Genomic DNA, 12,031 nt, shown 5'->3' with positions numbered 1-12,031 from the left:
CCTCAAGAGCAAATCCAGCCAATGATGTGTCAGCTATGTCCCCGAACACCCGTCAGGCATGTCCCCGGTCCGTACAACAAGGCCTAGGATGACGGCCGTGGGTTTGACAGACGACGGGGATTCACGCCGCGTCCGCCGCGAACTGCAGCCGCGCCAGCTTGGCGTAGAGGCCGCTCTTGGTCATCAGCTCGCCGTGCGTGCCGACCTCGACCACCTTGCCGCCGTCCATGACCACGATGCGGTCGGCCCGCAGTACGGTCGCCAGGCGGTGGGCGATGACCAGGGTGGTGCGGCCGTCCATGGCGTCGTCCAGCGCCTTCTGGACCAGCCGCTCGTTTTCGGCGTCCAGGGCGCTGGTGGCCTCGTCGAGCAGCAGGATGGGCGCCTGGCGCACCAGGGCCCGGGCGATGGCCAGCCGCTGGCGCTGGCCGCCGGAGAGGGTCTTGGCCCGTTCGCCGACCGGGGTGGCGAAGCCCTGCGGCAGGGCCTCGATGAAGCCGCCCGCCTCGGCGGCCCTGGCGGCGGCGCGGACGTCGTCATCGCTGGCCTCGGCCCTGCCGAAGCGGATGTTGTCCATGGCCGAGCCGGAAAACAGCGCCGCGTCCTGGGCGACCAGGGCCATGCGCTGGCGGGCCTCGACCGGGTCGGCCTGGGTCAGGTCGACGCCGTCGATCAGCACCCGGCCGCTGGTGGGATCGTAGAAACGCAGCAGCAGGCGGAAGACCGTCGACTTGCCGGCCCCGGACGGGCCGACCAGGGCCACGGTCTCGCCAGGCCTCACCGCCAGGTCGAAGCCGTTGAGGGCCGGCAGGTCCGGGCGGCCGGGATAGCTGAAGACGACGTTCTCGAAGCTGACCTCGCCGCGCGGCGGGCTGGGCATGGCCACGGGGTTGGCCGGGGCGGCGATGTTGGGCTTGGAGGCCAGCAGCTCGGAGATGCGTTGCATGGCCCCGGCCGCCTTCTGCACCTCGCCCCAGACCTCGCCGAGCGAGCCCACCGAACCGGCCGACAGCACCGAGAGCAGCACGAACTGGGTCAGGGCGCCCTTGGTGAGCGTGCCGTCCAGCACCGAATGGGCCCCGAACCACAGGATCAGGCCCACCCCGCCGAACACCAGCGACATGACCAGGGCCGTCATGCTGGCCCGGGCCCGCAGGCGCCGCATCGACTTGGCGAAGGCGAACTCGACGGCGGCGCCGAAGCGCTGGCCGGTGGCCGCCTCGCGCCCGAAGGCCTGCACGGTCTCCAGGGCGTCCAGGCTCTCGCCGGCATAGCCGACGGCGTCGGCGAAGCGGTCCTGGGCCTCGACGGTCAGGGTGCGGACCCGCCGTCCCAGGATGAACATCGGGGCGATGACGACGGGCCCCAGCAGCAGCACGAACAGGGTCAGCTTCAGGCTGACGAAGGCCAGCAGGGCCACGGCGCCGACCATGGTGACCAGGCTGCGCAGGGCGATGGAGAGACCCGCCCCCACCAAGGTTTCAATGAGCGTGATGTCGGTGGTCATCCGCGACAGCACCTCGCCCGTGCGCGTCTTCAGGAAGAAGGCGGGATCGAGGGTCAGCACATGGCTGTAGACCGCCTTGCGCATGTCGGCGACGACCCGCTCGCCCAGCCGGGTGATGCAGTAGAATCGCAGCGCCGTGCTCAGCGCCAGGGTGAAGGTGACGAGGCCGACCAGCAGGAAGACCTGGTTGAGCGCGCCGGGCGAGGCGAAGCCGCGGTCGACGATCTGCCGGCCCGCCCAGGGGAAGGCCAGGGTCGCGCCGCTGGACAGCACCAGGAAGGTCAGGGTCCCCAGCCCCCAGCCCCAGTGGGCGCGCAGGAACGGAACCAGGTGGCGCAGATTCTTGACGTCGCGCGATTTGGGGCGCTTGGCCGCGGCCTCCCGCAGGCTGACCGCCAGCTCGGCGCCGGCGCTGGGCCGGCCCTCAGCCTGGATTTCGCCGGTCGCGGCGTCCGTCATAAGCTCGGCCCCTTGCCTTGTCGGCGCAGCTTCGCTATAGCCGCGCCTCTTCGCGGGTTGGCCCGCGATCCCTCATTTAGTCGACACTTAAGTCGGTTGGACCGCCCGATGAAACAAGACACCCATCCCGACTATCACTTCATCACCGTGGTGATGACGAATGGCGACACCTACAAGACCCGCTCGACCATGGGCAAGGAAGGCGCTGTCCTGAACCTGGATATCGACCCCTCGACCCACCCGGCCTGGACCGGCGGCGGCCACGCCATGCTCGACCGCGGCGGCCGCGTGTCGCGCTTCAACGCCAAGTTCGCCGGGTTCACCGGCAAGAAGTAAGGGCTATCTCAGCCCTGGGGCTGGAAAGCCGGCTGCGGAAACGCGGCCGGCTTTTTTCGTGCCTGGAATTCCTCCCCCGGAGGGGGAGGGGGACCATGCGGAGCATGGTGGAGGGGGTTTGAGCTACATCCAGGCGTCAGGATAGGGCGCGGCGGATCGGCTGAGATACGCTGGATCGACGTGGATGTGGGGGCTGACCCCCTCCACCACCGCTTCGCGGCGGTCCCCCTCCCCCTCCGGGGGAGGATCGAACAGCACTTAAATCCCCCCGAACGCGTCCTGCAGCCGGCTCATCTGCGCCAGCACCGGATGCGGCGCCTCGATCTCGGTCGCCTCGACATACATCCGTTTGTCCAGGTGACGCACCCGGTCATAGAGGCGGCTGGAGCGGTCCAGCAGTTCCAGGAGACCGTAGGGCAGGTCCTCGGCGGCGGAGCGTTCGTCGACCCCGGCTTCCTCGCCCAGCCGATAGCGTTCGTCACAGGCGGACTCAGGGGCCATGTCGCCCTCGCGCACCGCCCGCTGCACCAGCAGCCAGGAGGCCACCTGCATCAGGCGGGTAGTCAGCCGCATGCTCTCCGAGGCGTAGGCCAGGGCGGCGTTGCGGGACAGCAGCTTGGAGTCCTGGCGGCCAGAGCCGTCCAGATAGGCGGCCGTCTCCTCGACCAGGTCCATGCCTTCCTGGAAGGTGCGGTCAAACAGTTCGGAGCGGGCGAAGTCGGAAATCACCCCAGCCCGCCACGGCGCCGATACCGGCGCGCCGAATTCCTTCATGGACAAATCGCCCTTCCCTTACACCGCGGGGTGCGACCCGCTTGGCCCCACGGCTGCAACCAGCATGCCAAACAGGAAGTTAATTTGCGGCGAAGCCCCTTTTTCTAGTCCTGCTTGAAATTGAACAGCGCATCGGCCGCCGAACGGGTGGCGTGGCGCTTGTCGATCTGGGCCTGGGTGCGGGCGATTTCGGCCTGCAGGGCGGCGATCCGCTCCTCCAGCTCTTCGACGCCATACAGTTCCAGGTCCTCCCGGGCCGCCTCGTGCAGGGTCTGTCCCCTCTGCAGCCGAGTGCTGGCGGGTTCTTCGCTCATGGGCTCCTCCTCCCTGGCGTAGACGCCTTATTAGGGGCTATCAGACCCCCGCAAGGGCTGTTGCGCAAGGGGCGCGGGAGGACTCGAAGATGACCCAGACGACCATGACCGCCATTGCCATCGAGGGCGGAAAAGGCCCCGCCGAGGCGCTGAAACCGCAAATCACGGACATTCCCGTGGCGGGCGAGGGCGAGATTCTGATCCGGGTCCGGGCGGCCGGGATCAACCGTCCCGATCTGCTGCAAAGGCTGGGCTTCTATCCGCCGCCGCCGGGCGCCCCGGCCACTTTGGGACTGGAAGTCGCCGGCGAAGTCGTCAAGGCCGCCGGGCGCTGGAAGGTCGGCGACCGGGTCTGCGCCCTGCTGGGCGGCGGCGGCTATGCCGAATTTGCCGTGGTCGACGCCCGGCATGCTTTGCCCATCCCGGGTGGCCTGGACTTCGTGCAGGCCGCGGGCCTGCCCGAGACCGTCTTCACCGTCTACGCCAACGTCTTCGAGCACGGGGCGCTGAAGGCTGGCGAGACCCTGCTGGTCCACGGCGCCACCTCCGGCATCGGCGTCACCGCCATCCAGATGGCCAAGGCCGCCGGGGCGAAGGTGATCGCCACCGGCCGCGGCGCCGACAAGGCCGCCCAGGCCAAGGCGCTGGGGGCCGACATCGCCGTCGACGCCTCGTCGGAGGATTTCGAGGCCATCGCCCGCGAGGCCGGCGGGGTCGATGTGGTGCTGGACATGGTCGGGGCCAGTTATTTCGCCAGGAACCTGGGCGCGCTGAACGTCGGCGGCCGGATCGTCTATATCGCCTCGCTGGGCGGCTCGAACCTGGAGGTGCCGGTCCTGGCCCTGATGCAGAAGCGCGCCGTGCTGACCGGCTCGACCCTGCGCCCGCGCTCGGCCGACGAGAAGGCGCGGCTGGCCGGCGAGATCGAGCGGGTGGTGTGGCCCTGGGTGGCCTCGGGCAAGGTCAAGGCGGTGGTCGACCAGACCTTCCCGCTGGCCGAGGCGGCAAAGGCCCACGCGGTGCTGGAGGGCGGCAGCCACCTGGGCAAGGTGGTGCTGACGGTATGAGCATCGCCCTGATCACCGGGGCCGGGTCCGGCATCGGCCGGGCCGTGGCTGTCACCCTGGCCAAGGCCGGCTGGTCGGTCGTGCTCTGCGGCCGTCGGCCCGAGGCGCTGGAGGAAACCCGCGCCGCCCTGGCCGATCCTGACCGACACCTGGCGGTTCCCACCGATGTGGCCGACCCAGAGGCGGTGAAGGCGCTGTTCGCCGCCGTGCAGGACCGCTTCGGCCGGCTGGACCTGCTGTTCAACAATGCCGGGACCGGGGCGCCGCCCGTGCCGCTGGAGGACCTGGACATCGCCCACTGGCGGCGGGTGGTGGACATCAACCTGACCGGCGCCTTCCTCTGCACCCAGGGCGCCTTCCGCCAGTTCAAGGCCCAGGACCCGCGCGGCGGACGGATCATCAACAACGGCTCGATCTCGGCCCATGTGCCCCGGCCCCGCTCGGTCGCCTACACCGCCACCAAGCACGCCATCACCGGGCTGACCCGCTCGGCGGCCCTGGACGGACGGCCCTTCGACATAGCCGTGGGCCAGATCGACATCGGCAACGCCGGCACCGAGATGACCCGGGCCATGGCCGGGGGCGTCCCCCAGGCCGACGGCTCGCTGGCGCCCGAGCCGGTGATCGACGTGCAGATCGTCGCCGACGCGGTGCTCTACATGGCCGGCCTGCCGCTGGAGGCCAATGTCCAGTTCATGACCGTGGCCGCGACGAAGATGCCGTTCATCGGGCGGGGGTGAAGCTTTCCGCTCCCGGCGGGAGCGGACGACCTCGCCAGAGCGAGGTCCGGTGAGGGTTTCCAAGGCCGTGCGGCGTCAGATTGTGATAGTCGCGGAGCTGTGGGCTTGGCGCCTGGCGCAGCGGCTGCGGAAACATGGCCGCGATCATCGCACGGCCCTCTAAACCCTCACCTGGCTGCTCACGGGCGCGCTCGGGCGCGCCTCGGAGCGGCCGTCCGCCCCCGCCGGGGGCGGAGTAGCTCATCAACCCCCGTTTCCTTCCGGAACAATTGGTCTTATACGGTGAATTCAATAACCCGCCCGGCCGAAAGGCCGGGCGCCGTCGTTTCTGGAGCCCCGCTCCATGGAGTCCTGAGAATGGCCGACCCTATCCTGATGCCGAAGGCCACCGCCGTCTGGCTGGTGGACAACACCTCGCTGACCTTCGAGCAGATCGCCGACTTCTGTGGCCTGCACCCGCTGGAAGTGCGCGGCATCGCCGATGGTGAAGTGGCGCGCGACATCCGCGGCGCCGACCCGATCGCCAACGGCCAGCTGTCGCGCGAGGAGCTGGACAAGGCCGGGGCCAGCCCCGCCTACCGCATGAAGGCCCAGAAGAGCCGTCACGCCGAACTGCTCAAGCCGGTCAAGAAGGGCCCGCGCTACACCCCGGTGTCGCGCCGCCAGGACCGGCCGGACGCCATCGCCTGGTTCCTGCGCAACCACCCGGAAGTCACCGACGCCCAGATCTCCAAGCTGCTGGGCACCACCAAGGCGACCATCGAGACCGTGCGCAGCCGCAGCCACTGGAACAGCGCCAACATCAAGCCGGTCGATCCGGTGACCCTGGGCCTGGTCGGCCAACTGGAACTGGACGCCCTGGTCCGCAAGGCCGCCGACAAGAAGACCAAGGATGACCTGAAGAAGGGCATCGTCGCGCCGGAAGGCCCGACCCTGCTGCCCGCCTCCGAGACCGGCGCGCCGGACCACGAGGAAGAGGAAGAGCGCCGGCCCCAGCAGCACACCGCCGCCTCGCTGTTCGGCAACAAGCCGGCCAGCGAGGATGACGACGATCTGGGTGACGATGAGGACTAGGAGAGCGGACTAGGGGTCACACGTCCTCACCGATGGTGAGGGCTGACGGTCCTCAAAAAGAAAGATGGGGCCGCGGGGGCAAGACCGCGGCCTCTTCCTTGTCTAGTGCAGCTGGCCCCGTAGGCTCTCGAGCTGCTCCTTAAGTCGTAGTTTCTGACGCTTCAGTTCCTTGATCATCAGGTCGTCGGCGGCGGGGTGGCTGATTTCCTCTTCGATCTTGCGTTCGAGGTTCTGGTGACGGTTGCCGAGTTCGCGGATGCGGGCATCGAGCGCCATGTGGTGCGTCTCCTCGTCAGTGGGCGGGGTAAGTGAACACCCGCTGCGTGCGGCTGTCAGATCACATATGCTTGCACTGCGGTGTCCATTTGGCGCCAATGGCGAGGCCATTTCGGGCTCAAGGTCAAACGGTACAAGGCATGGCGGGCGAAGACAGGCCTCGGCTGGTGGTAGGAATTTCTGGCGCGTCGGGCGTCGTCTATGGCCTGCGGGCCCTGGACGCCTGCCGCGATCTGGGCATCGAGAGCCATCTGATTCTGTCGCGGGCGGCGGCCCTGACCCTGGCCCAGGAGACCGGCCTGACCGTCGCCGACGCCAACAAAAAGGCCGATGTGGTCCACAAGGCCGGCGATATCGGGGCGGCCGTGGCCTCCGGCTCATTCAAGACGCTGGGCATGATCATCGCCCCCTGCTCGGTGCGCACCATGAGCGAGGTGGCCAGCGGGGTGACCTCGTCCCTGCTGACCCGGGCCGCCGACGTCACCCTCAAGGAGCGCCGCTCGCTGGTGCTGATGGTGCGCGAGACGCCGCTGCATCTGGGCCATCTGCGCACGATGGTCCGGCTGGCCGAGATGGGGGCGGTGATCGCCCCGCCCCTGCCGGCCTTCTATGCCAGGCCCCAGAGCCTGGAGGAGATGGTCGACCAGTCGGTGGGCCGGGCGCTGGACCTGTTCGGCCTGGCCTGGAGCCCGGTGAAACGCTGGGGCGAGGATATCGCGCCGATCCGGGGTGACAACTGATGGCCCTCTGGGACTGGACGCTGAAAGCCTATGACCGGCCGGGCGTCGCCGAGGCCTGCCTCAAGGCCCAGGACGGTCACGGCCTCAACACCTCGCTGCTGCTGTGGGCGGCCTGGGCCGATCCCGATGACGCGGCCCTGGCCCAGGCGGTGGAGATCGGCAAGGCCTGGGAGACGACGGTGCTCTGGCCCCTGCGCCATGTCCGCCGCGATCTGAAGACGGCCATGCCCGGCGTCGGCGACCAGGCGCGGCTGGACCTGCGCGAGGACGTCAAGGCGGCGGAGCTGCGGTCCGAGCGGGTGCTGATGGAGAGCTTCGAGGCCCTGGCCGGCCAGGCGGCGGGGCCCGTCGACCTGACCCTGGCCCTGAACCGCGCCGCCCAGGCCTGGCGCAACGACGCCCCGCCGAAAATCGCCATCGCCGAGCTCGCCGCCGCACTGGCCTAGGCCCCCGCGCCTCTGCTAGATTCGCCTGCCACGTGAGGGGAGACCAAGGCCGCCATGACCGACGACGAAGGCCCGATCCCGTTTCCCAACATGGAGATCCGGTCCAAGCTCGTGGTCCTGCGCCAGCAGCACCAGGACCTCGACGCGGCCGTCTCGGCCCTGGAGGCGGCGCCGATGGTCGACCAGCTGCAGGTCGCCCGGCTGAAGAAGCAGAAGCTGATCCTGCGCGACCAGATCACCATGCTCGAGGGTCAGATGACCCCGGACATCATCGCCTAGCCGGCCCGCCTGCCAGCCTCCAGGGCTTCCGCCTTCTCGCCGAAGCGCCGCATGATCCCGGGCAGCAGTTCGATGATCATTTCCTTTTGGGTGGCGCCAGAGAAGGTGTCCATGCTGTCCAACTTCCTAATGAAGCTGGCGCCGGCGGGCGTTGCGGCGGCCTTACGGTATTCGCGACCATAATTTGGCGCCTTGCTATCCACCGGTCGGCCCGCGGCGCCATCTGCAAAGTCCTTTTGCACAGCCGGGTCGCGCATCATGATGAGGCCGACCCTGATTTCCTCGGGCGTCAGGTTTTGAGACAGCATCCGGCCGAAAATCCCGATCAGGACAGGCCGATCATGATCAAATTCCTCGACTGCGGCTTCAGTAAGGAGGCCTTTCCACTCGGGTCGAAACGAGAAGACGTCATCACCAGCCATTCCCTCCTGGAAACCCTGAGTAATCAAGGCGCGCAGGTCGATAATGCCGAACATGATCTCAGCGATCTCGTTAGCCTGCGCCTGAGTATCGCCCGCCGGTGCTACCGCGGCGGCGCGCGCGGCGGCGGACTGTGGCGCGGCGGCGGCTCCAAGGGCCAACACAGCGGCAATCGCCAGCGTCGCCGGCCAAGTTCTTGCGGACATGATTTTCCCCCGGGGCGCCTGACTTGATACCCTTGCCGACAAGGCGAACTGGCGGCCAGGCAAAGCCTAGCGCCAAGCCCTACCAGCTGTCGACCCACCGCCGCGCCGGCCGCTTGCGCGGCGGACACGACTGCAGCCCCCGCATGATCCACCGCCGGGTCTCGGCCGGGTCGATGACCGCGTCGATTTCCAGGGCCGAGGCCATGCTGGTGGCCTTGCCGGCCGCGTAGAGGCGGGCGACCAGGCTGTCATAGAGGGCCTTCTGCTTGACCGGGTCGGTCTCGGCCTCCAGCTCCTTGCGGTAGCCCAGCTTGATGGCCCCCTCCAGGCCCATGCCGCCGAACTCGCCGGTCGGCCAGGCGGCGATGAACACCGGCGAATGGAAGCCGCCGCCGGCCATGGCCTGGGCGCCGAGCCCATAGCCCTTGCGCAGCACGATGCAGAACAGGGGCGTCCCCAGCTTGGCCCCGGCGATGAACTGGCGGGAGACCTTGCGGACGGCGGCGGCGGCCTCGCTCTCGGGCCCGACCATGAAGCCGGGGGTGTCGCAGAGCGACAGGACCGGCAGGTCGAAGGCGTCGCAGAGCTGCAGGAAGCGGGCGGCCTTCTCGGCCCCGTCGCAGTCGATGGCCCCGCCCAGATGGCGCGGGTCGTTGGCCATCAGGCCCATGGGCCGGCCCTCGATACGGACGAAGCCGGTGATCATGCCGGCCGCGAAGCCGCGCCGCAGTTCCAGGAAGGTCCCGGCATCCGCGATGGCCTCGATGGCGTTCCGCACCTCATAGACCCGCAGCCGGTTCTCCGGAACGACGGCGCGCAGGGTGCGCTGGTCGACGCAGGACCACTCCGTCAGATGGCCCTGGAAATAGCCCAGGGCCTGCTTGGCCAGGGCCGTGGCGTGGGCCTCGTCATCGGCCAGGACGTCGATGACGCCGTTGGCCCACTGGATGTGGCTGGGGCCGATGTCGTCGGGCTTGAAGACGCCCAGGCCCCCACCCTCGATCATCGCCGGGCCCCCCATGCCGAGGTTGGAGTCCCTGGTGGCGATGATGATCTCGGAGAGGCCGGCGATGGCGGCGTTGCCGGCGAAGCAGCGGCCGGCGACGATGGCGATCTTGGGGACTTCGCCCGACAGTTCGGCGAACTTGCCGAAGGTGGTGACGTCCAGCCCCGCCACGCCGGTGCCGTCGGTATCGCCTGGCCGCCCGCCGCCGCCCTCGGCGTACCAGACCACCGGCAGCTTCTGCTCCTCGACGATATGGAGCAGACGGTCGGTCTTCTTGTGGTTCATGTGGCCTTGTGTGCCCGCCAGGACGGTGAAGTCGTAGGAGAGGGCCGCGACCCGCGCCTTCTCCGGCCCGAAGTCGGCGGCGTTGACCGTGCCGATGCCGGCGATCAGGCCATCGGCCGGGGTCGATCGGATCAGGTCGTCCAGGGTGCGGCGGCGGCGCTGGGCGGCGATGGTCAGGGCGCCGTATTCAATGAAGCTGTCGGCATCGAGCAGGTCGTCGATATTCTCCCGCGCCGTGCGGTGGCCGGTCTTGCGGCGGCGGGCCACCGAGTCGGGGCGGTTCTCGTCGAGGGTGAAGCCGTGCCGCTCGATGACCTCGGCCAGGTCGGGGCGGATGAAGTCCAGGTCCTGGGCGACGGCGGCGGCCTCGCCCACGCCGGCGACATCGGCGGACTCCAGGAAGAGGATGGGAGCGCCCTTCAGCAGGGTCTCGCCCTTGGCGGCGGCGATGCGCACGACCCGGCCGCCCATGGGCGCGACGACGACATGCTCCATCTTCATGGCTTCGAGGATGGCGATGATCTGGCCGGCGTGAACCAGATCGCCCTCGGCGGCCTCGATGGCTCCGACCGTCGCCTGCAGCGGCGCTGTGACGGGCTCGGCGCCGTCCAGGGTTTCGAAGACCGGGGCCGCCGTCGCGGTCGCGGAACCGGCCCAGCCGCGCGGCTGCAGCAGGGCGGCGTCGGCCAGCACCTCGCCCAGGTGGTCTTCCAGGAACCGGGTGGTCGCCCGGCCGTCGGCAACCTCGGGCCGGGCCAGGATGGCGCGCAGCAGGGGGGCGTTGGTCTCCACCCCCTCGACCCGGAACTCGCCCAATGCCCGGGCCGTGCGGGCGGCGGCGTCGGCCAGGGTCGGGCCGCGCACGATGACCTTGGCCAGCAGGGAGTCGTAGTTGGGGCTGGTCAGGTAGCCGGCATAGCCATAGCCGTCGACCCGCACCCCCGGCCCGGCCGGCGGCTCGTAGGCGCCGATCAGGCCCCCGCTTGGGGCGGTGGATCCGTCGGCCTGCAAGGTCTCCAGATTGACCCGCGCCTGGATGGCATAGCCGCGCGGCTCGGGGGTTTCCGTCAGGCCCGCCTCCTCCAGGCTGGCGCCGCCGGCCAGCAGGAACTGGGCGCGGACCAGGTCGATCCCGGTGACCTCCTCGGTGACGGTGTGCTCGACCTGCAGGCGGGCGTTGGTCTCGATGAAGGCGAAGCCGTCGCCGCGAGCCTTGGGCGAGGCGTCGACCAGGAATTCCACCGTGGCCAGGGTGCGGTAGCCGGCCGCCTCGCAGAGCTTCACGGCGGCGGCGTGCAGCGACAGCCGCTGGCGGCTGGTCAGGCCGAAGGCGGGGGCGATCTCGATCAGCTTCTGGTGGCGGCGCTGGATGGAGCAGTCGCGTTCGCCCACGGCGATCACCGCCTCGCCGTCGCCCGCCACCTGCACCTCGATGTGGCGGGCCTGCTCGACCAGCCACTCGGCATAGACCGCCCCGTCGCCGAACGCCGCCTCGGCCTCGCGCTGGCAGGCGGCGAAGGCCGGCTCGACTTCGGCGGCGGTGCGCACCGCCCGCATGCCCCGCCCGCCGCCGCCGGCGATGGCCTTGAGCATCATCGGCCCGGTCTTGGCGAAGAAGGTCTTGGCCCCGGCCAGGTCCAGCGCCCCGGTCCCGGCCAGCAGCGGCACCCCGCACTTCGCCGCCAGGGCCCGGGCGGCGGCCTTGTCGCCGAAGGTCTCCAGCGCTTCCGGCGAGGGCCCGACGAAGGTCAGCCCCGCCGCCGCGCAGGCCCGGGCGAACGCGGCGTTCTCGGACAGGAAGCCATAGCCGGGATGGACGGCGTCGCAGCCGCCCGCCTTGGCCGCGTCGATCATCGCGTCGATGTCGAGATAGGCCCTGGCCCCCGTCCCCTCCAGCGCCACGGCCGCATCGGCCGCCCGCACGTGCCGCGAGTCGGCGTCGTCCTCGGCATAGACCGCCAGGCTGCTCATCCCCAGGTCAGCGGCCGCCCGGGCGATCCGGATGGCGATCTCGCCGCGGTTGGCGATCAGCACGCGCTTGAAGGGCATCGATCTTCCATACGGATGTTTGAATGCGGCCACGGTAGCGTTCAATGGCCGGC

Annotated in this window: 13 protein-coding genes; 7 read left to right on the top strand and 6 right to left on the bottom strand. The window is 69.6% G+C overall.

What is annotated here, in order from left to right; translation table 11 throughout:
• Positions 1 to 121: 121 nt before the first annotated feature.
• Positions 122 to 1,966, bottom strand: a complete 1,845-nt coding sequence (locus QO010_RS14875; protein ID WP_307350387.1) for an ABC transporter transmembrane domain-containing protein — start codon at positions 1,964 to 1,966, stop codon at positions 122 to 124.
• A 108-nt stretch (positions 1,967 to 2,074) separates the two neighbouring features.
• Between QO010_RS14875 and rpmE the strand changes: the two genes are divergently transcribed.
• A complete protein-coding gene (gene rpmE / locus QO010_RS14870) occupies positions 2,075 to 2,302 on the top strand; it encodes a 50S ribosomal protein L31 (protein WP_307350385.1) in 228 nt (75 codons plus the stop codon).
• 258 nt (positions 2,303 to 2,560) lie between these two features.
• On the opposite strand, the gene rcdA is transcribed toward rpmE, so the two are convergent.
• Both rcdA and QO010_RS14860 read right to left on the bottom strand, forming a co-directional pair.
• Positions 2,561 to 3,076: a protease adaptor protein RcdA gene (gene rcdA, locus QO010_RS14865; RefSeq protein WP_307350383.1), complete on the bottom strand. Its 516-nt coding sequence runs from the start codon at positions 3,074 to 3,076 to the stop codon at positions 2,561 to 2,563.
• 104 nt (positions 3,077 to 3,180) lie between these two features.
• The gene (locus QO010_RS14860) at positions 3,181 to 3,390 is read right to left on the bottom strand and encodes a DUF1192 domain-containing protein (protein ID WP_307350381.1); all 210 of its coding nucleotides are present in this window, start codon (positions 3,388 to 3,390) and stop codon (positions 3,181 to 3,183) included.
• 89 nt (positions 3,391 to 3,479) lie between these two features.
• Between QO010_RS14860 and QO010_RS14855 the strand changes: the two genes are divergently transcribed.
• The 3 genes from QO010_RS14855 (at position 3,480) to QO010_RS14845 (ending at position 6,271) form a co-directional block, all read left to right on the top strand.
• Entirely contained in the window at positions 3,480 to 4,457 is a 978-nt protein-coding gene (locus tag QO010_RS14855; RefSeq protein ID WP_307350379.1) for an NAD(P)H-quinone oxidoreductase, read from the top strand.
• Positions 4,454 to 5,197: an SDR family oxidoreductase gene (locus QO010_RS14850; protein ID WP_307350377.1), complete on the top strand. Its 744-nt coding sequence runs from the start codon at positions 4,454 to 4,456 to the stop codon at positions 5,195 to 5,197. The genes QO010_RS14855 and QO010_RS14850 overlap by 4 nt, the downstream gene beginning before the upstream one ends.
• Positions 5,198 to 5,554: 357 nt before the next feature.
• Positions 5,555 to 6,271: a DUF1013 domain-containing protein gene (locus QO010_RS14845; protein WP_307350375.1), complete on the top strand. Its 717-nt coding sequence runs from the start codon at positions 5,555 to 5,557 to the stop codon at positions 6,269 to 6,271.
• Positions 6,272 to 6,373: 102 nt separating this feature from the next.
• On the opposite strand, the gene QO010_RS14840 is transcribed toward QO010_RS14845, so the two are convergent.
• A complete protein-coding gene (locus QO010_RS14840) occupies positions 6,374 to 6,547 on the bottom strand; it encodes a YdcH family protein (protein WP_307350374.1) in 174 nt (57 codons plus the stop codon).
• Between the two features lie 140 nt (positions 6,548 to 6,687).
• Here QO010_RS14840 and QO010_RS14835 point away from each other — a divergent pair, with 140 nt between their 5' ends.
• From QO010_RS14835 to QO010_RS14825, 3 genes are read left to right on the top strand one after another with little or no spacing between them, the layout of a single operon-like run.
• A complete protein-coding gene (locus tag QO010_RS14835) occupies positions 6,688 to 7,287 on the top strand; it encodes a UbiX family flavin prenyltransferase (protein ID WP_307350371.1) in 600 nt (199 codons plus the stop codon).
• Positions 7,287 to 7,733, top strand: coding sequence for a TIGR02444 family protein (locus QO010_RS14830; protein ID WP_307350369.1), 447 nt, complete (start codon positions 7,287 to 7,289; stop codon positions 7,731 to 7,733). The genes QO010_RS14835 and QO010_RS14830 overlap by 1 nt, the downstream gene beginning before the upstream one ends.
• 54 nt (positions 7,734 to 7,787) lie before the next feature.
• Positions 7,788 to 8,012 (top strand): YdcH family protein, encoded by a 225-nt coding sequence (locus QO010_RS14825; protein WP_307350366.1) that lies wholly within the window; start codon positions 7,788 to 7,790, stop codon positions 8,010 to 8,012.
• On the opposite strand, the gene QO010_RS14820 is transcribed toward QO010_RS14825, so the two are convergent.
• Positions 8,009 to 8,638, bottom strand: coding sequence for a hypothetical protein (locus tag QO010_RS14820; RefSeq protein WP_307350364.1), 630 nt, complete (start codon positions 8,636 to 8,638; stop codon positions 8,009 to 8,011). The genes QO010_RS14825 and QO010_RS14820 overlap by 4 nt on opposite strands.
• Before the next feature lie 79 nt (positions 8,639 to 8,717).
• Positions 8,718 to 11,978, bottom strand: a complete 3,261-nt coding sequence (locus tag QO010_RS14815) for an acetyl-CoA carboxylase family protein (protein WP_307350362.1) — start codon at positions 11,976 to 11,978, stop codon at positions 8,718 to 8,720.
• Positions 11,979 to 12,031: the final 53 nt, after the last annotated feature.

The organism is Caulobacter ginsengisoli, from assembly GCF_030814835.1.
Classification (GTDB): domain Bacteria; phylum Pseudomonadota; class Alphaproteobacteria; order Caulobacterales; family Caulobacteraceae; genus Caulobacter; species Caulobacter ginsengisoli.
The sequence above is the reverse complement of the archived record's forward strand: the minus strand, read 5'-3'. Positions and strand labels throughout refer to the sequence as shown.